Genomic DNA, 22,031 nt, shown 5'->3' with positions numbered 1-22,031 from the left:
ATTTTGCGTTCCAAGGCTGACGATGCGACTGGTTTTTCCCACACTGATGCTCACCGCCCTCGCCTTTCTCATTGGCGCCGCTGGCGTGAACGCTGCCCCGCAACACGCACTGACCGTTTACGGCGAACCGGCCAAATACCCCGCCGGTTTCAGCCATTTCGACTACACCAATCCGCAAGCGCCGAAGGGCGGGACGATGCGGCGCTCGGCCATCGAGATCGGCCACTTCGACCATTTGCTGCCTTATATAGACAAAGGCATCGGCGTGACGCAGATCGACGGCCTGCTGTACTCGCCGCTGGCCCAACGCTCGCTGGACGAGCCTTACACCGTCTATGGTCTGGTTGCGCAGAAGATGGAACGTTCGGACGACGGTCTTTCGCTACGTTTCTTCATCAACCCGAAGGCGCGCTTTGCCGATGGCAAACCGATTACCGCCGAAGACGTGCGCTACACCTACAACCTGCTGATGACCCAGGGCAGCCTGCGTTATCGCACCCAGTTTGCCGACGTCAAAGGCGTCGAAATCGAGGCACCGCTGACCGTGCGCTTCGACTTCAAAAGCAACGAAAACCGAACTTTGCCGCTGGACATCGCGACCTTGCCGGTATTCCCCGAACACTGGTGGAAGAGCCGCGATTTCGCCGGCGGCGGTGGTTATGAACCGCCGCTGGGCAGCGGGCCGTACCGGGTTGGCAAGGTCGACTCCGGGCGCAGTATCACGTTCGAACGCAATGGCGACTGGTGGGGCAAGGACCTGCCGGTCAGCCGCGGCCTGTACAACTTCGACCATTTCAGCATCGAGTATTTCGGCGACACCGATGTCGCCCGCCAGGTGCTGCGTGGTGGCGCCTATGACTACAACCGCGAGTTTTCCGCGACCGGCTATTCGATCGGCTACGACAGCCCTGCCCTCAGCGATGGCCGTTTGCAGAAGGCCCACCTCGCCACTGAAGCGCCGCAATCGGCCCAGGGTTTCGTGTTCAACCTGCAAAAGCCGATGTTCCAGGACCGCCGCGTGCGCCAGGCACTGGCGATGCTCTGGGATTTCGAATGGAGCAACCGGCAGATGATGCGTAACGTCTATATCCGCCAGCAGAGTTACTTCTCCAACACCGACCTCGCCGCCCGACAGTTGCCCGATGCGCAGGAGTTGAAAATCCTTGAACCGCTGCGCGGTCAGGTGCCTGAGGAAGTGTTCAGCACAGTCTTCGAAGCGCCGAAGACCGATGGCAGCGGCATCATCCGTGACAAGCAGTTGCAAGCCCTGCAACTGCTCGAGCAGGCCGGCTGGAAACCGGATGGCGACCAGTTGGTCAACAGCGCCGGCGAACCGCTGAGCTTCACTTTTCTGGTCAGCCAGAATGGAATGGACCGCCTGCTGTTGCCTTACAAGCGCACGCTGAAACAGATCGGCATCGAGCTCAATATTCGCCGCATCGACTCCTCGCAATACGTCAATCGCCTGATGAGTCGCGACTACGACATGATCGTCACCGGCTATCCCGTTAGCACTTCTCCGGGTGGGGAATTGCTCAACTACTTCGGCTCGGCAGCGGCCAACGACCCGGGCGCGAACAACTACATGGTGCTGAAAAATCCGGCAGTCGACACTTTGATCAACGGCCTGATTCGCGCCTCGACCCAATCAGACATGCTGCATTACGCCCATGCGCTGGACCGGGTGCTGCAATGGAACTACTACTGGATTCCCAACTATTACCCGCCGGGCACCTCGACCGTCTGGTGGAACCGCTTCGGCATTCCAACGGTGCAGGCGAGCAACGACGAAGCCATCGAGAGCTGGTGGGAAATCAGCCGCACGCCGCTGACCAATCAGCAAATGACCGCTGAGAAAATCAGTCGCAGCAGACCCGGAGGGCCGCACTGATGTGGGGTTACATACTGCGGCGCCTGCTGCTGATCATTCCGACGCTGGTGATCATCCTGCTGGTCAATTTCGTGATCATTCAGGCCGCGCCCGGCGGACCGGTCGAACAAGCCATCGCCCACCTGCAAGGCATTGGCGGTGCCAGTGTCGGCGGCGGTGCCAGCGAGACATCGAGTACTGCATCGCGCGCCAGCCGTGGCCTCGATCCGCAGCTGATCAAGGACATCGAAAAGCAGTATGGCTTCGACAAACCGGCCCACGAGCGTCTGTGGCTGATGCTGAAGAATTACGCGCAACTGGACTTCGGCAAGAGCTTCTTCCGTGGCGCAACAGTCACCGACCTGATCCTGGAAAAGATGCCGGTGACCATTTCGCTCGGGCTGTGGGCGACGCTGATCACCTATCTGGTGTCGATCCCGCTGGGCATCCGCAAGGCTGTGCACCACGGCAGCCATTTCGATATCTGGAGCAGCACGGCGATCATCATCGGTTACGCCATGCCGGCGTTTCTGTTCGCGATGTTCCTGATCGTCGTATTCGCCGGCGGCACTTCGCTGAACTGGTTTCCGGTGCGCGGGCTGGTGTCGGACAACTTCGAATCGCTGTCGACACTGGGCAAGATTGCCGATTACTTCTGGCATCTGGTGCTGCCGGTCACGGCGCTGGTGATCGGTGGATTCGCGACGCTGACGATCCTTACAAAAAACTCGTTCCTCAATGAAATCACCCGACAGTACGTAGTGACGGCCCGCGCCAAAGGCTTGAGCGAACGCCGCGTGCTGTACGGACACGTGTTTCGCAACGCCATGCTGTTGGTGGTCTCGGGGATACCTCAGGCGTTCATCAGTGTGTTCTTCGCCGGCTCGCTGCTGATCGAAGTGATCTTCTCCCTCGATGGCCTTGGGCGCATGAGTTACGAAGCAGCGGTATCGCGGGATTATCCAGTGGTGTTCGGTTCACTGTTCATCTTCACCCTGTTCGGCCTGCTGATAAAACTGATCGGCGACCTGTGCTACACCCTGGTCGACCCGCGTATCGACTTCGCCGCGAGGAATGCCTGATGTTCAAGCTCTCGCCTTTGGGTCGTCGCCGTTTCGAACGTTTCAAGAAAAACCGTCGTGGCTGGTGGTCGCTGTGGCTGTTCATCGGCCTGTTCATCCTGACGCTGGGTGGCGAGTTGATCGCCAACGACAAACCGTTGATGGTCAGTTATCAGGGCCAGTGGTACTTCCCGGTGTTCAAGCGCCATACCGAACAGGAGTTCGGCGGGCAACTGCCGTTTCAGGCCGATTATCGCAGCGAGTACGTGCAGAATCTGATTCGCAAGGACGGCGGCTGGTTGCTGTTCCCGCCGATTCCGTTCAGCGATGACACGCCCAACTATGACCTGAACAAACCGGCGCCGAGCCCACCAACTTCGGTGAACTGGCTGGGCACCGACGATCAGGCGCGCGATGTGCTGGCGCGGGTCATCTTTGGCGCTCGGGTGTCGATTCTGTTTGCCTTGATGCTGACATTTGTCAGTGCGCTGATCGGTATCGCCGCCGGCGCATTGCAGGGGTATTACGGTGGCTGGGTCGACCTGCTCGGACAACGCGTGCTGGAGGTGTGGTCGGGGCTGCCGGTGCTGTATCTGCTGATCATCCTCTCCGGTTTCGTCGAGCCGAATTTCTGGTGGCTGCTGGGGATCATGGCGCTGTTTTCCTGGTTGGCGCTGGTGGACGTGGTGCGCGCCGAGTTCCTGCGCGGGCGCAATCTGGAATACGTCAAAGCAGCGCGCGCCCTGGGCCTGACTGACCGCAAGGTGATCTTCCGGCACATCCTGCCCAACGCAATGAACGCGACGCTGAGTTACCTGCCGTTCATTCTGACCGGAGCGATTTCGACGCTGACCGCGCTGGATTTCCTCGGCTTCGGCATGCCGGCCGGCAGCGCTTCGCTGGGTGAACTGATCGGTCAGGGCAAGCAGAACCTGCAAGCACCGTGGCTCGGGTTGACCGCGTTCTTTACCCTGGCGCTGATCCTCTCCTTGTTGGTATTCATCGGCGAAGCGTTACGTGACGCTTTTGACCCTCGATCCTGAAGCGTGACCATGACTGAAAACCTGATTGAAATCCGCCACCTCAATGTCGCCTTCCATGGTCAGACTGTGGTGCGTGACCTGTGCCTGGATATCCGCCCCGGTGAGTGCCTGGCTCTGGTCGGCGAATCGGGCTCGGGGAAATCGGTGACCGCGCATTCGATCCTGCAACTGCTGCCTGAGAGCGAGGCGCAAACCCGTGGCAGCATCCGCTATCGCGGGCAGGAACTGCTCGGTGCTGATCCGAAGGTCTTGCGAGAACTGCGCGGCAATCGCATCGCGATGATCTTTCAGGAGCCGATGACTTCGCTCAATCCGTTGCACACCATCGAAAAGCAGATCGGCGAAACTCTGTTGCTGCACCGCGGCCTCGGCGGCAAGCAAGCGCAGCAGCGCATTCTCGAATTGCTCGGACTGGTCGGCATTCAAAAGCCCAAGGAACGCCTGAAAGCCTATCCGCATCAACTCTCTGGCGGGCAACGGCAACGGGTGATGATCGCCATGGCCCTGGCCTGCGAACCGGAGTTGTTGATTGCCGACGAGCCGACAACGGCACTGGATGTCACCGTGCAACGCAAGATTCTCTTGCTGCTCAAGTCCCTGCAACAGCGCCTGGGCATGTCGCTGCTGCTGATCAGTCACGATCTCAATCTGGTGCGCAGCATCGCGCAGCGGGTGTGTGTGATGAAGGCTGGCGAGATCGTCGAGCAGGCACCCTGCGAAACCCTGTTCACCGAACCCAAACACCCTTACAGCTGCGTGCTGTTGAACGCTGAGCCGGAAGGTGAAGCCCTGCCCCGTGACGAACGTGAAAATGTGCTGGAAGTCGCTGACCTGCGCGTCGATTTCCAGGTCGGCGGCGGGCTGTTCAGGCGCAAGCAGTATCTGCGCGCAGTCGATGGCATCAGTCTGAATATTCAGCGCGGCAAGACCTTGGGCATTGTTGGCGAATCCGGTTCGGGCAAGTCGACGCTGGGTCAGGCGATCCTGCGCTTGCTGGATTCCGAGGGCAGCATTCGCTTTCAGGGCGAAGCGCTGGACGGCCTCAATCAAAAGCAGCTGCGGCCGTGGCGGCGGCAGATGCAGGTGGTGTTTCAGGACCCGTTTGGCAGCCTGAGCCCGCGCATGTCGGTGGCACAGATCATCAGCGAAGGTCTGGAAGTGCATTGCGAGTCGACCGCTAATGAATGTGATGAGCAAGTGATTCGCGTGCTCAAGGAAGTCGGCCTCGACCCGGAAAGCCGCCATCGCTACCCGCACGAATTTTCCGGCGGCCAACGCCAGCGCATTGCCATCGCCCGGGCTTTGGTGCTGAAACCGGCGCTGATCCTGCTCGATGAACCGACCTCGGCCCTCGATCGCACCGTACAGAAACAAGTGGTCGCCCTGCTCCGTGATTTGCAGGAAAAATACGGTTTGACCTACCTGTTCATCAGCCATGATCTGGCGGTGGTACGCGCGTTGGCACACGACATGATCGTGATCAAGGACGGTCAGGTGGTCGAGCGTGGTGCCAGTCACGACGTATTTGACAACCCGCAGCATCCCTACACCAAAGAGCTGTTGGCGGCGGCGCATCCGGGGTAGGTTTTTTTCTGTAAATCCGCGGCGCGGCATTCGCGAGCAGGCTCGCTCCCACATTGGAATGCAGTCCCCTGTGGGAGCGAGCCTGCTCGCGAACGGGCCGGTACCGGCAACAAACAATCAGGATCAGCCTCCATGAACACCACCGAAAGCCTCAAGGACTACCAACGGGTGCGCACTCTGGCGATCCGTTCGCTGTTCGAGATCATCGAGCAATCCAGTGAGGGCACGGTGATTGTCGATCGCGATGCGAACATCGTCTGGATGAACGAACGCTATGCCCGGCGCTTTGGTCTCGATTCAGCGGCAGGCGCTATCGGCAAACCCTGCGAAAGCGTGATCCCCGGCAGCCTGCTGCGCGAGGTGGTGCGCACCGGTCGGCCGATTCTGCTGGACATGCAGGACACGCCAAAGGAGCCGCTGGTGGTGATGCGCCTGCCGATCCACGACGATGCCGGCAGCGTGATAGGCGCCATCGGCTTTGCCCTGTTCGACGAGTTGCGCACGCTGTCGCCGATGCTCAAGCGTTACCTGAGCATGCAGGAAGAACTCGCCTCGACCCGCTCACTGCTGCGTGCGCGGCAGACCAAATACAACTTCGCCCATTTCATCGGTACCAGCGCCGCCAGCCTTGAAGTCAAACGACGTGCGCGACGAAGCGCCAGCGCTGATTCGCCCGTGTTGCTGTTGGGAGAAACCGGCACTGGCAAAGAGTTACTCGCACAAGCCATTCACAGCGCTTCGCCGCGCGCGCACAAAGCCTTCGTCAGCATCAACAGCGCGGCAATTCCCGAGGCGCTGCTGGAGGCCGAGTTCTTTGGCACGGCACCCGGCGCCTTTACCGGCGCCGACCGCAAGGGCCGCACCGGCAAACTGCAGATCGCTCAGGGTGGCACGCTGTTTCTCGACGAGATCGGCGATATGCCGCTACCGCTGCAAAGCAAACTGCTGCGCGTGTTGCAGGAAAAGGAGTTCGAACCGGTCGGCTCCAATGAAGTGATTCAGAGCGATGTGCGGGTAATCGCCGCGACGTCGACGGATTTGCAGGCGGCGATCAAGCGCGGCGAATTTCGCGCCGATTTGTACTACCGCCTCAATGTCCTGCCGATCCAGGTGCCGCCGCTGCGCGAACGTCTCGATGATCTGCCGGCGCTGAGCGAGGCGATTCTCGAAGAACTGCGCAGCCAGCATGAACTGCACCGCGATGCGCTGGCGCTGTTGGGCCAGCATGCCTGGCCGGGCAACATCCGTGAGTTGCGCAATGTGTTGGAGCGGGCGGCGTTGCTCAGTGATGACCTCATGCTGACCGAGCAGGATATTCGCGGGGCGATTGGCACGTTTACTCCCGTTGCGCGGACGTCCGAGCCGAGCACGCACGCATCGGCTCGGGAGACATTCGCGCAGGCGCGGGCGCGCTTTGATCGGCAGTTGATCGAATCGACCCTGGCGCAATGCGCGGGGAAGGTACCGGAGGCTGCGGTTCGGCTGGGTCTGGGGCGGTCGACGCTGTACAAGAAAATGGCTGCGCTGGGGATTGTCGAGTCTACATAAAGAGATATCGAATCTCTGCATGAAGACAAAACAAAAGCTTCGCGAGCAGGCTCGCTCCCACAGGGAAATCCATGTCAAATGTGGGAGCGAGCCTGCTCGCGAAGGCGTCGGCCCATTCAAAAAAAATCTCAACTAAGAGACAAAAACAGCTCCCAGAACGCGACCCTGATCTAATTTCCATATATTTCAAACAGTTAGAAGATTGGCACAAATCTCGCTAACCCCTCTCCGCACCCGTTCCACCCACAAAAATAACAATCCTGGAGAGACACACCATGAGTGTGATCATTGCCTTGGCAGCCCTGACGCTGCTGATGCTCGCCGCTTACCGTGGCTACAGCGTCATCCTCTTCGCCCCGATCGCCGCCCTCGGCGCGGTGCTGCTCACCGATCCGTCCGCCGTTGCCCCCGCGTTCACCGGGGTGTTCATGGACAAGATGGTCGGTTTCATCAAGCTCTACTTCCCGGTATTTCTGCTCGGCGCGGTGTTCGGCAAGCTCATCGAACTGTCCGGTTTCTCGCGCTCGATCGTCGCCGCTGCGATTCGCCTGCTCGGTACCAAACAAGCAATGCTGGTGATCGTGCTGGTGTGCGCCCTGCTCACTTATGGCGGCGTGTCGTTGTTCGTCGTTGTCTTCGCCGTTTATCCGTTTGCAGCGGAGATGTTCCGCCAGAGCAATATCCCCAAGCGTTTGATTCCGGCGACCATTGCCCTCGGTGCATTCTCGTTCACCATGGACGCCCTGCCCGGCACGCCGCAAATCCAGAACATCATCCCCAGCACCTTCTTCAACACCACCGCATGGGCGGCGCCGTGGCTGGGTGTGATCGGCACGATCTTCGTGTTCTGCGCCGGCATGCTATTTCTGCAGCGCCAACGCAACAAGGCGCAACGTGCCGGCGAAGGCTACGGCACTGAACTGCGCAACGAACCGGAAACTGCCGAAGACCTGAAACTGCCCAACCCGTGGATTGCCCTGTCGCCATTGCTGGCCGTGGGCATCATGAACCTGCTGTTTACCCAGTGGATTCCGCAGTGGTATGGCAAGACCCACAGCCTCGCACTGCCGGGCATGGCCGCGCCGGTCACTACCGAAATCGCCAAGCTCACGGCGATCTGGGCGGTGCAGGCGGCGTTGCTGGTCGGCATCCTCATGGTGCTGGCGTTCGGCTTTAAGGCGATTAAAAGCAAGCTCGCCGAAGGCAGCAAAAGCGCGGTCAGCGGTGCGTTGCTCGCAGCCATGAATACGGCGTCTGAATACGGCTTTGGTGCGGTAATCGCTTCGCTGCCGGGCTTTCTGGTGCTGGCCGACTGGCTCAAGCAGATTCCCAATCCGTTGGTCAACGAAGCCATCACCGTGACGCTGCTCGCCGGCATCACCGGTTCGGCCTCGGGCGGCATGAGCATTGCGCTGGCGGCGATGTCCGAGCAGTTCATCAGTGCAGCACATGCGGCGAATATCCCGTTGGAAGTGCTGCACCGCGTGGCCGCGATGGCCAGTGGCGGCATGGACACCCTGCCGCACAACGGCGCGGTGATCACCCTGCTGGCGGTGACCGGATTGACCCACCGCGAAGCCTACAAAGACATTTTCTGTATTACGCTGATCAAGACCCTCGCGGTTTTCGTGGTGATCGGCACTTTCTACGCCACTGGTATTGTGTGAGGTATTCATGACCACTCTTTCCGGCAAGACAGCTTTGGTGACCGGCTCCACCAGCGGTATCGGCCTGGGCATCGCGCTGACTCTCGCGAAAGCTGGCGCCAACCTGATTCTTAATGGCTTCGGCGATGCTTCGAAGGTGATCGCCGAAGTCGCTCAGTTCGGCGGCAAGGTCGGCCATCATCCCGCCGATGTCAGCGACCCGGCGCAGATTGCCGACATGGTCGCCTACGCCGAGCGCGAGTTTGGCGGCGTCGACATTCTGGTCAACAACGCTGGCATTCAGCACGTTGCGGCGGTAGAAGAGTTTCCGGTTGAGCGCTGGGATTCGATCATTGCGATCAACCTGTCATCGGTGTTCCACAGCACCCGTTTGAGCCTGCCGGGCATGCGCCGCAAGAACTGGGGGCGCATCATCAATATCGCCTCGGTGCACGGCCAGGTCGGCTCCATCGGCAAAGCCGCGTACGTCGCCGCCAAGCATGGCGTGATCGGCCTGACCAAAGTGGTCGGGCTGGAAACCGCGACCAGCAATGTCACTTGCAATGCGATCTGTCCGGGCTGGGTGTTGACGCCGCTGGTGCAGAAGCAGATCGACGATCGCGCGGCCAAGGGGGTCGATCCGCAGCAGGCGCAGCATGATCTGCTGGCGGAAAAACAGCCCTCGCTGGAGTTCGTCACACCGCAGCATCTGGGTGAGTTGGTGCTGTTCTTGTGCAGCGAAGCCGGCAGCCAGGTGCGCGGCGCGGCGTGGAACATTGATGGTGGCTGGCTGGCGCAATAAACACCTGGCCATTGTGGGAGCGAGCCCGCTCGCGAATGCGGTTTATCAGACACAGTTCGGGATACTGAGACAACGCTTTCGCGAGCAGGCTCGCTCCCACAGGGAATGATCTCCCTGGCCTGTACGAATCCGATAAGAAGAGGCAAACCCATGTCCGACATCCTCTGGCAACCCGACACCCAGCGTATCGCCGGTTCGCGTATGGATGCCTTCCGGCGCGATATCAATCAGCGGCATTCGCTCAAGCTCGACGGCTACCCTGCCCTGCACCAATGGAGCATCGATCAGCGCCCGGCGTTCTGGCAGGCGATCGTCGATTTCTTCGACATCCGCTTCCACACTCAGCCCGACGCCGTCTTGCGTGAAGGTGCAGAAATGCCCAGCGCCGAGTGGTTCCCCGGCGCGACCCTGAACTTCGCTGAACACCTGTTGCGCCGACGCGACGATGCCGTGGCCGTGATCGCAGTTGCAGAGAATGGTCAGCGCGAACAACTGACCTGGGCCGAGTTGGCCGAACAGGTCGCCGGGTTTCAGGCGAGCCTGCGCGCGGCGGGCGTTGGCCGGGGTGATCGCGTGGCGGCGTGCATGCCCAACACCTGGCAAACCCTGGTGGCGATGCTGGCCACTACCAGCCTCGGCGCGATCTGGTCCTGCTCGTCGCCCGACTTCGGCACCCACGGCGTGATCGATCGCTTTGGCCAGATCGAACCGAAAGTGCTGCTCACCTGTGCCGGTTATCAATACGCCGGAAAAACCCTGGATCAGACCGCCAAGCTCAACGAAATCCTTGCACAACTGCCGTCACTGCAGCAGTTGATCATCGTCCCGTACGCCCGTCCGCAAGCGCGCATCGAGGATTATCAAACCCACGCTGATGTCTGCTTGTGGGAAGACTTCTATCAACCCGGCGGCGAACCGGTTTTCACCCCGGTGCCGTTCAATCATCCGCTCTACGTGCTGTACTCCAGCGGCACCACTGGCGTGCCGAAATGCATCGTCCACAGCACCGGCGGCGTGCTGCTGCAACACGTCAAGGAACATGGTTTGCACTGCGACCTCGGTCCCGGTGATCGCTTGTTCTACTACACGACCTGCGGCTGGATGATGTGGAACTGGCTGGTCTCGGCACTCGCAGTGGGCAGCGCCGTGGTGCTCTACGACGGCTCGCCGTTCCACCCGGATCACCAGCGCCTGCTCGACCTGATCGACGATGAACGCATCAGCGTGTTTGGCACCAGTCCGAAATTCCTCGCGACGCTGGAAAGCAGCGGCGCCAGGCCACGGGAAAGCCATGATTTGAGCAGTTTGAAAACGCTGCTGTGCACAGGCTCGGCTTTGTCACCGCAAAGCTACGATTTCGTTTATCGCGACTTCAAAACCGAGGTGTGTCTGGCCTCGATGTCCGGTGGCACCGACATCGTTTCGTGCTTCGTCAATGGCAACCCGCTGTCAGCGGTACGTCGCGGAGAAATCATGGGCAAGAGCCTGGGCATGGCCGTCGAGGTGTGGAACGACGCTGGCCAGCCGGTGATCGGTGAGAAAGGTGAACTGGTCTGCACACGGCATTTCCCGGCGATGCCGATCGGCTTGTGGAATGACCCCGACGGCTCAAAACTCCGCCAGTCCTATTTCAGCCTGTTCCCCGGCGTCTGGGCACAGGGTGATTACGCCGAGCAAATGCGCGATGGAGCCATGATGATCCATGGCCGCTCGGATGCGGTGTTGAATCCGGGCGGCGTGCGCATCGGCACGGCGGAGATTTATCGGCAGGTCGAGAAAATCAGTGAAGTGCTGGACAGCGTCGCCATCGGTCAGCAATGGCAGGAGGATGTGCGCGTCGTGTTGTTCGTGCGTTTGCACGAAGGCGTCGAGCTGGATGAAGGGCTTGAACAGCGAATCCGCGAAGTGATCCGCGCCAATACCACACCCAGGCATGTTCCCGCACGCATCGTCGCAGTAACCGATATACCGCGCACCATCAGCGGCAAAGTCGTAGAGCTGGCGGTGCGCGATGTCGTGCATGGGAGGCCAGTGAAAAATACCGATGCACTGGCCAATCCCGAAGCGCTGGAGCAGTTTCGGGATCGGCGCGAACTGGCCATGACCGAAGTTATTCAACACTGAATTTCGTCTGGCGCAGCCTCAATTCAGCTGTATTACAACTTCACCGGTGAGGGGCTGATCTCCACTGGCTTCGATCGCTGCGCGCATGATGCTGAGATTCAGCGAAAACAACGCTTCGTTGGTTTTCAACAAACTGAGCAAGGCAATAACGAGCATCAGCGAGTCTGCATTGAGGAGCGCTTGAGCGCTTTCGTGAAAACTGCCAGTGATAGGCTCAGACCGGGGCAAGCGTCCCTTTGCCAAGTTTAGTAAAGGCGCCACATCCAAACCGACCTTACCATCTCGGGTCGCCCCCTCGGCAGTGATCAGACTGGTCTTGGCGGGGTTGACCCGAATCATTTCGTGGATGAGGTCATCAGCGATTTCGCCGTAACCTGTCAGGCTGAATCGCTGGTTGAAGTTACGTGTATTGACCGTCATGTACTGAACACGCTTTTTATCTGTAGCTCCTGCGCTCTTCCATTTACTGTAATCGAATGGATTTACCTCAATGACGCCATCATCTAGTTTCAGGCTATCCAACAGGAAATTACTGGCGGACGTTCCGCCGAAATCCAGCCTGATGGCGCTTAGCAGATTGGACAATTCGTCACGCGCCGCCGAGGTACTGCCAAAAAACAATCCAATCGCGGGGTCGGTTTTGAAATTCAGCGCCGGCGAGCCCAGCATTTCAATTGCGCTGTCTATTTTGAAACGGGCCAGTGGCAGACTGCGCTCGAGAATGTGAGCTGTAAAAACACCCGGAACCGGTTTCTGCAGTAATGGCAGACTAAACTTCTCTTGCAGGTCGAAATTGACGAGTCGTTTTCCCCACGGCTTACCTAGCCGATTGGCCGCGTACCACTCACTGCTTTTCTTGATGGCACAGACATTGAAAGAAGACGCGGTGCTTCCAAGCGGGCGCCACCTCCCGAAACCAACATCGGTAGCATTCGCCAGCTTGTGAAATTCCCGCGCCGTACCGGTCAGTCTGCTCATCTGGACAACGGCAGATTCCACGACTTTTGCGCCCGACGCGCCCAAGTGCATGACGCTTTTGAACAATGCTTTTGACGCTTGGTATCCAGCAGTTGGCAATCCATCAATCGGATTGAAAGTCGAGACTGTCAGAGAAATGCCAAACCTGACGAGGCTGCCGATTTTTGCCGTCAACGAAACTGTTTTGGCTGCGATATGCAGAATTTTAGCCGGGGCACCCAGTACAGTGAAGAAAATACCGATAGCATCCATCGTGCACGCGTAAATTCCGTCAACCACCTGATTTCTATTTCCGGAAGCCAAGTCTTCGATACATTTCTTGAACGGGACACACAGGTCAATAATATACGTCAGCACCTCGTTATAAGTGTTCTCCGCACGCTCTTTATCAGTGTATTCGGTGAAGACTTCCCTGAAATCCTGGAGGCTGCCCAATGGTCTGTTCTTCACAACAAATTGGGCAATATTTTCGATATGCTTATTTACGAAAAACTGATAATGATTACGAACGACCCGCGACGCAGAAGTCGGAGCGATAACAGTGCCAAGTTTCTCTATAACCATAATCCCAGAGGCATTCGGCGACGGCTTTTTTCCGACAATGTAGCTATCGAAATCAGTTGGAACGTTATGCGTGGGGGGCAAAGGGAAAAATGCATCATCGGGCTTCCCTGTATATTCAACCCTTCCAGGCATGTTCATTTTTTGGGTATAAATAATCAATTTGCCTAGCTCATCGTTTCTTCTGCACTCCCCCAGCAAGGTAAACATTTCATAGCATAAAGTCTGATTATTCCCGAAGGAAGCTATCATAATTACGCCGAACCGCCCCACCGCCTGGTCTTTCTTGAGCTGAACCTCGATATTTTTGGGCGGCTGATTACCCGCGCCGACCAAGTTATAATTAGCCGATGACGGATAGTAAATCTCTGCAACCGAAGGACGTACAGTAAAAAACGTGATCTTGCTTGAGGCAAAGATATCTCGATCGGCTCGAGGCATTCCTGCTATCGCCAGCTTTATGTTTGAAGCCATCGCCTTATGAATATTGCAGTGATAGCTAACGAGCTCAGCTTCGAATGCTGGTTTGATGGCAGGCAAGGCCAAAAGCTGCGGATACTTATCGAAAATGCCGGGCTCTTTATTCCAATCCCATGTTCCGGACGCCAGCAACCCTTCGATATGAAGATCAAGCATCGACACTCTCATTGCAGAATAAGTCTCAGGACGCAAAAGAGGTTGTTCAATAACATCAAAATCAGCAACCGCCTGCTTCAATGCAGTCATCGCCAGTCGTTTCCGATTGGGCGGAGCCGCCCCAAATGCCTTGATTCCCAAAACAATATCATCCACGTGCGTTTTATACGCATTCAAAGCGTCTTGAGCTGCTGTAAGAGCAGACGTGCTCAGTTGCTCATGAGTGATGACTTCATTCATCAATGCCCAGTCAATGATAGGGTCGATCGCAGTAATACCTTGCAGCTCCCCCAGTACCGGGCTGACCGTTTCCATGCTTGCAAACTTCATGACTTGTTCATATGTCATGAAGCGAGAGACGCCTCGACAATTGATCTCGATAAAGCTCACCGCCTGGCAAAACGTCACCCAGCCGATCGAGCCAGCGTAAAGCTCTTGGGGCAGATTTTTAACCAAGAGACAAGGCGCTACATGAGCCAGGAGCAGGTGGGAAGCGAGAGGAATAATCGAGTGCGAATGGCCCTTTGCTACAAGGTAAGCCTCAAAATTTTCACGTATGGCATATAACGGCCTATCAGCCATGGTGCTCGAATCGTATATATCAAAGGTTCCGATGCAGTTGCGCTTACCAGTAACGCCTATGGATGAATCCAACTGCAAAATTATTGCGGTGAGCAATACCTGAGCTAGATCGTCACCACTGATTTCCTCGGAATCCTTCGCCCCCCACCAGTCCAGTGCAATGACGTATTCCTTGGCAATTTTCTGCGACGCTGGATGACGAACCAGCATTGCAACGACCTCGTTAGCGCTGTCCCAATTAACGGTAGTAACGTTATACGGTCTGACGCTTCTGAAGATTGTGTTAAGTAGATTCTCATTCGCAGGGAAAAGTTTACTCGTCACTGCGCGAATCTCTGCACACTGCTGTGGTGTCAAGGTGATCGACGTATCATTTAGCCCAGTTATCTGCCCCCAGTAATTACCAAAATCATCTCCTTCAGGCCACTTCCACTCCAAAAAGCCAATCAAGCTTTCTAGTTTTTCTCTGTCATCCGGCACGTTGAACCCGTGAAAACGCAACCACTGCGACAACAGCACTGCGTTATCAAGGTGAACGAATCCACCAAGACCTGCTGCAATAGCAACTAACTTCTCGAACTTCTCATTCGCGTCGGGATTACTCTTGACGTTATCCGATACATCCATCCACCCTTCATGAGTAACGTATATGTGAATTTCACCCGAAGACGTAACCCTACTGTAGGTGCCGGAGCCGAGTAAGCTCATCAGATCCTGAAGCATCTCGCTGGCCGGTTTCTGTAAACGTCCAAAAGAGGATTCAGGCGAGAGCCAGATGATCTTTTGGTCGTCGTTTGAAATATCCCGCGCAACGTCTTCCGGAGCTTCAACAAGAAATCTTTTCAACTGGCCTAGAAGTGCCATTCGTTCTAATTCATCTGCGGCAGAACAACGCACATTATCGGCAGCGCTCAATTTGGAAAGAGCACCTGCACCACATCGATTTTTCATTTTATTGACCTATTTATTTACATGGACTTGCTATCGAGATCGCAAATCTAATAAAAACAGGCGAAACCACAACTAACCAAGTATTAGTCTAGATTTCAAACATCTATCACCTGACCGCTCAGCCGCCTACAGACACGACAACTTACTCCACCAACCCCCAATCCCCTGTCGATGCTTTTTCGTTGATTGGAGAATCAAGTTTAAGCTTGATGCCTAACCGTAAGTTGTTTGTCGAATCCGCGTTTTTCAAAGCTTCTTCTACTGTAATAACACGCGCAAGGACTAACTGTAACAGTGCAGCATCGAATGTCTGCATGCCTGAGTCTTCGGATTTCTCCATGATACTTTTCAACTCAGCCAACTCATTGCGACGGAGCGCATCAGCAACAGTCGGCGTACCTAATAACACTTCCACGGCCGCCCTGCGCTGGCCGTCGACAGTGCGTACCAAGCGCTGCGAGATAAAGGCTTTCAGGTTGTTGCCCAATGTCTGCAACAGCTGCTCGCGCTTCTCCTCGGGAAACATATTGATGATGCGATCCAGCGCCTGATTGGCATTGGTCGCATGTAATGTCGACAACACCAGATGCCCTGTATCGGCAAACGAGAGCGCATGCTCCATGGTTTCGCGGTCACGGATCTCACCAATCAGGACGACGTCCGGTGCCTGGCGTAAAGTGTTCTTCAGTGCAGCATGAAAGCTGCGCGTATCGACGCCAACCTCACGCTGATTGATGATCGAGCGCTTGTGCCGATGGATATATTCGATCGGGTCTTCGATGGTCACGATGTGTCCGGCACTGTGGCGGTTGCGATGATCGATGAGCGCCGCCAGGGAGGTCGACTTGCCCGAACTGGTAGCGCCGACAAAAAGAATCAGGCCACGTTTGAGCATCACCGTTTCCAGCAACACCGGCGGCAGTTTCAAGTCTTCGAACCGCGGGATGTCGAGCTTGACGTTGCGGATAACGATCGAAACGTCGTTGCGCTGCTTGAAAATGTTCACCCGGAACCGGCCGACGCCCGTTCGGGAGATTGCCAGGTTCATTTCAAGATCCCGGTCGAACTCCCGGCGCTGCTCGGCGTCCATCAGGGAGGTGGCGATGGCCGCGGTTTCGCCAGGTTTGAATGGCTGATCGCTGAGCGCCGTCAGCACACCATCAATGCGAGCGCTCGGTGGTGCGCCGGTGGAAAGGAAGAGATCCGAACCGTTTTTTTGCGACAATGTTGACAACAGTGCATCGATTTCCATGGCTGAAAGCACCCGCGAAGCATTGAATGAGCAGATTTGGCCTACGCTTGGCGCGGCTCCTGCAACAATGATAGACCCCGTCTCACCGAACCACGCTCAGGATTGAAACATGAATGCTGTACCCACCACCGATGACGCCCAGGCCCTGATCGCCCGCACCGACTGGAGCCGCAGTCCGCTGGGCGCCGCCGGCACCTGGCCGCAGAGCCTGCGCACAGCGGTGGACATCGTGATTCATTCGCCGATGCCGATGCTGCTGTTGTGGGGGCCGCAACTCACGCAGATCTACAACAATGGCTTTGCCCTGCTCGCCGGCAGCAAGCATCCCGAAGCCTTCGGCCAGCCAACGCATGAGATCTGGCCGGAAGTGCGGGATTTTGCCGTGCCGATCTACCAAGCGGTGCTGCAGGGTCAGGTGCGCAGCTTCAGCGAGCAGCGTTTCAGCGTGCAGCGGGACGGCAAAAAAACCGATTTCTGGCTGGATCTGACCTACAGTCCGATTCGTGATGAAACCGCACAGGTCGCTGGAATTCTGATCACTGCCATTGAGACCAACGAGCGCCGCCGTATTGCCCTGGAGTTGCAGCGCCGTTCCGAGGAAAGCCTCAAGGCTCAGCGCCAGTCCGAAGAGCGTCTGCAACTGGCCCTTGCCGCCGCCGACGCCGTCGGAACGTGGGACTGGGACATTGGCGAAGACCGATTCATTGCCGATGCGCATTTTGCCGAACTGCATGGCGTTGATCCGAGCAAGGCCGGGCAATTGCCGATCAGCGAATATATGCACGGGGTGCACCCCGAAGACCGCGCAATGGTTGCGCGCGGCATCAAGCACTGCATCACCCACGGCACCGAGTACGCTGAGGAATATCGCTTGTTGCAGGCCGATGGCACGCTGCGCTGGGTGTTCGCGCGCGGGCGTTGCTACAAGGATCATCATGGTCGGCCGATGCGCTTTCTCGGCGCGGCGCTGGACCTGACCGAACGCAAACACACCGAACAAGCGCTGCGTCAGAGCCAGACCGAATTGCAGTTGATCATCAACGCCATGCCGATCCTGATCAGCTATGTCGACGCCGAAGAACGTTTTCGCTTGAACAACGCAGCGTATCTCGACTGGTACGGCCTCACACCGCAAGAGTTGTACGGGCGCAAGATTCGCGAAGTCATCGGCGAAGAGGCGTATTTCCTGCGCGCACCGTACATCGCCGAAGCGCTGGCCGGGCGCGCCTGTTCCTTCAGTTTCTACACACCGCACCGCGATGGCAGCATCCGTCATGCCCTTATGAATTATCTGCCGCGACATGGTGCGGACGGTGCAGTGAACGGCTTCTACATCTTTGTCATCGACGAGACCGAGCGCAAGAAAACCGAGGAAGCCCTGCGCAATCTCAACGAGACCCTCGAAGAGCGGGTCAGCGCGCGCACCGAGCAACTGGCTCAGGCCAACGAGCGTTTGCAGAACGAGATGTTCGAACGCGAGCGCGCCGAAGATGCCTTGCGCCACGCGCAGAAGATGGAAGCCGTCGGCCAGCTCACGGGTGGCATCGCCCACGACTTCAACAACATGCTCACCGGCATTATCGGCAGTCTGGACTTGATGCAGCGCTACATCGCCAATGGTCGTGCCGACGAGATCGGCCGTTTTACCGAAGCGGCCGTGTCATCGGCCAATCGCGCGGCGGCGCTCACGCATCGCTTGCTGGCGTTCTCGCGGCGCCAGTCGCTGGACCGCAAGCAACTGAACGTCAATGAGCTGGTGCACTCGCTGGAAGATCTGATCCGCCGCACCAAAGGCGATCCGATCGACCTGCAACTGCGCCTGCCCGAAGACGTTTGGCCGGTGAGCACCGACGTCAGCCAGCTGGAAAATGCCTTGCTCAATCTGGTGATCAACGCCCGCGACGCGATGCCCGAAGGCGGCACGTTGCTGATCCAGACTGCCAACGTTTACCTCGACAGCAGCGACATCACCATTCTCGAACCGGTCAAGGCCGGGGAATACGTCATGCTCGCGGTCAGCGATAACGGCACCGGCATGACTCCGTCAATTCGCTCCAAAGCGTTCGATCCGTTCTTCACCACCAAGCCGATCGGCCAGGGCACCGGGCTCGGGCTGTCGATGATCTACGGTTTCGCCCAGCAATCCGGTGGTCACGTCAGCCTCGACAGCGTGCCGGGGCAAGGTACTTGCGTGCGCCTGTACTTGCCGCGCTTGCTTGAGCCGACGCCGGAAACCTCATCTGTGAAGAAAGCCGAACCGATTGCTGCTTCATCTTCTGGCGAAACCGCAATCGTGGTCGAGGATGACGCGGCGGTGCGCATGCTGGTGCTCGATCTGCTGAGGGAGCTGGGCTACAAAACCTTCGAAGCGGCAAACGCCAAAATCGCCCTGCACTTGTTCGAGTCCGCGCAACGTGTCGATCTACTGGTCACCGATGTCGGGCTGCCCGGCATGAACGGTCGCCAGTTGGCGGAAATTGCGCGCCAGCATCGTCCCGGCCTTAAAGTGCTGTTCATGACCGGTTACGCGCAGATTGCTGCCGAGCGCCAGGGCTTTCTTGAAGAGGGCATGGACATGGTCGCCAAGCCTTTTGTCCTGGAAGTGTTGGCGAGCAAGATTCGCAAGTTGAGCAACCCGACCCCGTGACTTGAGGCATAATCGCGCGCCCCGCTGTCACCCCGTTATCAGGTATTGCACGATGAAAGCCCAAGCCCGCCACATTCTGGTGAAAACTGCCGAAGAGGCCGAACAACTCAAACAGCGCATCGCCAAGGGCGAAGCATTCGATGTGCTGGCGAAGAAGTTTTCCACCTGCCCGTCCGGCAAACGCGGCGGTGATCTGGGCGAAGTACGTCCAGGACAGATGGTCGGCGCGATTGATGCGGTGATTTTCAAGAAACCACTGCGCACCGTGCATGGACCGATCAAGAGCAAGTTTGGTTATCACCTGGTGCAGGTGTTTTATCGGGATTGATCGGCTGGCTGTCGAGCTTCTTCGCGAGCAGGCTCGCTCCCACATTTCGACCGGATTTTCATTGTGGGAGCGAGCCTGCTCGCGAACCGATTGCGCAGCAAGCGGCCATTCTCTGACTACCTGGGGATCAACGCCCCTGGCACCTGTATCACCTGACTGGCCAATTCATGTCCCGCTTGGGCCGCCTCTGCCGGGCTGCCGCCGAGCAAGCGCCGGGCCAGATACGCCGCACTGAACGAATCCCCCGCCGCCGTGGTGTCGACAACCTTGTCGACCTTTTGCGCCGGCACCTCAAACGCCTCCCCCTGACAACGAATCAGGCACGCCTCGGCGCCACGCTTGAGCACCACTTCTGGCGTGCCAATCTGCGCATACGTCGCAAACACCTCAGCGCAATCGGCAAACCCGAACAACGCCTGTTCGTCATCCACGGTGAGCAACGCCAGATCGACATAAGGCAAGACGCTGCGATACGCCGCCCGCGCCTCTTCCACAGAAGCCCACAAGCGTGGACGGTAGTTATTGTCAAACACGATGCGCGCATCGCGCTGCCGGGCTTCGCTCAACGTCTTGATCAGGCGGGCACGGCCTTGCATGCCAAGTACGGCGAGGGTGATTCCGCTGAAATACAGCACGTCGTAGTCCGGCAAGGCCGCGAGAATCGGCTCGGCCGCAGGAGTGGTAAAGCAATCGCGTACCGCCGCTTCGTTGCGCCAGTACAGAAAGCGCCGCTCGCCGTTGGCGTCGGTCTGTATGCAATACAAACCGGGAAGCCGACCGGGCAAGCGCTGCACCAGATCGAGGCCGATGCCTTCGCTGCGCCAGATCTGGCACATTGCGTCACTGAAACTGTCATCGCCCAGCGCGGTAACGTAATCGACTTGCGCCTTGTCGCCCAGCGCGCGGGACAGGTACACGGCCGTATTGAGGGTATCGCCACCGAAGCTTTGCTGCAGACTGCCGTCGGCACGTTGTTGCAGTTCGATCATGCATTCGCCGATCAGGGCGATGCGTGGGGTGTTGCGGAGGATTTTCATCGGGTGGGATCTCGGGTGGTTCAGTGGTGGCTAAGCGGGCGTCTTCGCGAGCAGGCTCGCTCCCACATTCAAATGCGTCCTCTGTGGGAGCGAGCCTGCTCGCGAAATAGCCGCCGCAACGCAATCTCAAGCCTTAGAAACAAGTCGCCATGGTCTCGATGACCGCCAACTGCTCATCCACCAGCAACCCCACCCGCCATTTATCGAACGTCAGGCACGGATGCGAAGTACCAAAGGAAATGATGTCGCCGACCCGCAGTTCTACACCCGGCGCCACGGTCATGAACGCATGCTGATCCATCACCGCCGTGACCTTGCACGCACCGATATCATCACCTGTCGCCGGCACCACACCGGCCTTGTAGCGCAACAACGGCACCGGCAAACCGGCGTCGAATGCGACGTCGCGCTTGCCCAGAGCGATCACCGCGAAACCCGGTTCCGGCAGCGACTGCACATGAGCCCAGACTTCCAGCGCTGGGCGCAGGCCTTCGTGCAGATCGCTGCGACGGTCGAGCACGCAGCACTGCGCCTCTTTGTAGATACCATGGTCGTGGGCCACGTAACTGCCCGGGCGCAACACGCTGAGGAAACGGCCAGCGGCGTTCTGGGTTTCGAAAGATTCGGCGATCAGGTCGTACCAGGCCGAACCCGACGCAGTGATGATCGGTCTGGCGATGGCAAAGGCGCCGCTGTCCTGTAGCTGCACCGCGAGGCGAACCAGCGACGCGGCGAATTCGCGAATGCCACTGACCGCATGATCGCCATGAATCACGCCTTCGTAACCTTCAATGCCGGTCAGTGCCAGCGCCGGTTGCGCATCGATGGCCTTGGCCAGCTCGATGACTTCCTGCTCGCTGCGGCACCCGCAGCGCCCGCCAACCACGCCATATTCGATCATCACGTTGAGCTTGACCCCACGGGAAGCGAAGTAAGCCCCGAGGTCGGCGACGTTGTCCGGGTGATCGACCATGCAATAGAAATCGAACGTCGGATCGGCGAGCAGATCGGCAATCAACGCCATGTTCGGCGTGCCGACCAATTGATTGGCCATCAACACCCGACGTACGCCGTGAGCATAAGCGGCGCGGGTCTGGGTAGCGCTGGCGAGGGTGATGCCCCAGGCGCCGGCGTCGAGCTGTCGCTTGAACAGTGCCGGGGTCATGCTGGTTTTGCCGTGGGGCGCTAGTTCGGCGCCGCTGTCGCTGACAAATTTCTGCATCCAGCGAATGTTGTGCTCCAGGGCCTCGCGGTGCAGCACCAGCGCTGGCAGGCTGACGTCGCGGGTCAATTGCGCGCCGAGGGTGGCGTCACCTTTTTCTACGGCAGAGTTGATGGCAGTGGTCATGGTCCAGTCCTCACAGTCGCGGCCGCAGGCAGC

At 58.1% G+C, this 22,031-nt stretch carries 14 protein-coding genes; 10 read left to right on the top strand and 4 right to left on the bottom strand.

The genetic code is table 11. The annotated features are described in order from the left end of the window. Positions 1 to 22: 22 nt before the first annotated feature. The 8 genes from AB4O45_RS25075 (at position 23) to AB4O45_RS25040 (ending at position 11,678) form a co-directional block, all read left to right on the top strand. On the top strand, positions 23 to 1,891 hold the full coding sequence (locus tag AB4O45_RS25075; RefSeq protein WP_460160717.1) for an extracellular solute-binding protein: 1,869 nt from the start codon (positions 23 to 25) through the stop codon (positions 1,889 to 1,891). Then, complete coding sequence (locus tag AB4O45_RS25070; RefSeq protein WP_041478731.1) at positions 1,891 to 2,952, top strand: microcin C ABC transporter permease YejB; 1,062 nt, start codon at positions 1,891 to 1,893, stop codon at positions 2,950 to 2,952. Before AB4O45_RS25075 ends, AB4O45_RS25070 begins: the two co-directional genes overlap by 1 nt. Further along, the gene (locus tag AB4O45_RS25065; RefSeq protein ID WP_041478730.1) at positions 2,952 to 3,974 is read left to right on the top strand and encodes an ABC transporter permease; all 1,023 of its coding nucleotides are present in this window, start codon (positions 2,952 to 2,954) and stop codon (positions 3,972 to 3,974) included. The genes AB4O45_RS25070 and AB4O45_RS25065 overlap by 1 nt, the downstream gene beginning before the upstream one ends. Before the next feature lie 9 nt (positions 3,975 to 3,983). After that, entirely contained in the window at positions 3,984 to 5,558 is a 1,575-nt protein-coding gene (locus tag AB4O45_RS25060; protein WP_150635514.1) for an ABC transporter ATP-binding protein, read from the top strand. A gap of 132 nt (positions 5,559 to 5,690) precedes the next feature. Then, on the top strand, positions 5,691 to 7,106 hold the full coding sequence (locus AB4O45_RS25055) for a sigma-54 interaction domain-containing protein (protein WP_315434979.1): 1,416 nt from the start codon (positions 5,691 to 5,693) through the stop codon (positions 7,104 to 7,106). Positions 7,107 to 7,381: 275 nt separating this feature from the next. After that, positions 7,382 to 8,773: a GntP family permease gene (locus AB4O45_RS25050; protein WP_016774505.1), complete on the top strand. Its 1,392-nt coding sequence runs from the start codon at positions 7,382 to 7,384 to the stop codon at positions 8,771 to 8,773. Positions 8,774 to 8,780: 7 nt separating this feature from the next. Then, complete coding sequence (hbdH, locus tag AB4O45_RS25045) at positions 8,781 to 9,554, top strand: 3-hydroxybutyrate dehydrogenase (protein ID WP_460160716.1); 774 nt, start codon at positions 8,781 to 8,783, stop codon at positions 9,552 to 9,554. Between the two features lie 150 nt (positions 9,555 to 9,704). Next, positions 9,705 to 11,678, top strand: a complete 1,974-nt coding sequence (locus AB4O45_RS25040; RefSeq protein WP_460160715.1) for an acetoacetate--CoA ligase — start codon at positions 9,705 to 9,707, stop codon at positions 11,676 to 11,678. 18 nt (positions 11,679 to 11,696) lie between these two features. Here AB4O45_RS25040 and AB4O45_RS25035 read toward each other — a convergent pair whose 3' ends face one another. Both AB4O45_RS25035 and AB4O45_RS25030 read right to left on the bottom strand, forming a co-directional pair. Then, on the bottom strand, positions 11,697 to 15,386 hold the full coding sequence (locus tag AB4O45_RS25035) for a hypothetical protein (protein ID WP_460160714.1): 3,690 nt from the start codon (positions 15,384 to 15,386) through the stop codon (positions 11,697 to 11,699). 142 nt (positions 15,387 to 15,528) lie between these two features. Beyond that, positions 15,529 to 16,638 carry a PilT/PilU family type 4a pilus ATPase gene (locus AB4O45_RS25030; protein WP_095179759.1) on the bottom strand — a complete coding sequence of 370 codons (1,110 nt, stop codon included), beginning with the start codon at positions 16,636 to 16,638 and terminating at the stop codon, positions 15,529 to 15,531. 109 nt (positions 16,639 to 16,747) lie between these two features. Between AB4O45_RS25030 and AB4O45_RS25025 the strand changes: the two genes are divergently transcribed. After that, positions 16,748 to 19,285 carry a hybrid sensor histidine kinase/response regulator gene (locus tag AB4O45_RS25025; protein ID WP_460160713.1) on the top strand — a complete coding sequence of 846 codons (2,538 nt, stop codon included), beginning with the start codon at positions 16,748 to 16,750 and terminating at the stop codon, positions 19,283 to 19,285. Positions 19,286 to 19,337: 52 nt separating this feature from the next. Further along, complete coding sequence (locus AB4O45_RS25020; RefSeq protein ID WP_007912322.1) at positions 19,338 to 19,613, top strand: peptidylprolyl isomerase; 276 nt, start codon at positions 19,338 to 19,340, stop codon at positions 19,611 to 19,613. A 116-nt stretch (positions 19,614 to 19,729) separates the two neighbouring features. Here the strand turns inward: AB4O45_RS25020 and kdgK are convergent, their stop codons facing one another. Both kdgK and AB4O45_RS25010 read right to left on the bottom strand, forming a co-directional pair. After that, positions 19,730 to 20,650: a 2-dehydro-3-deoxygluconokinase gene (gene kdgK, locus AB4O45_RS25015; RefSeq protein WP_150635519.1), complete on the bottom strand. Its 921-nt coding sequence runs from the start codon at positions 20,648 to 20,650 to the stop codon at positions 19,730 to 19,732. Between the two features lie 133 nt (positions 20,651 to 20,783). Further along, entirely contained in the window at positions 20,784 to 21,998 is a 1,215-nt protein-coding gene (locus tag AB4O45_RS25010; protein WP_460160712.1) for an amino acid deaminase, read from the bottom strand. Between the last annotated feature and the right edge of the window lie 33 nt (positions 21,999 to 22,031).

This window comes from Pseudomonas sp. S2_B10 (assembly GCF_054668425.1).
Note: the sequence above shows the minus strand (reverse complement) of the source record. Positions and strands in the feature narration are given on the sequence as shown.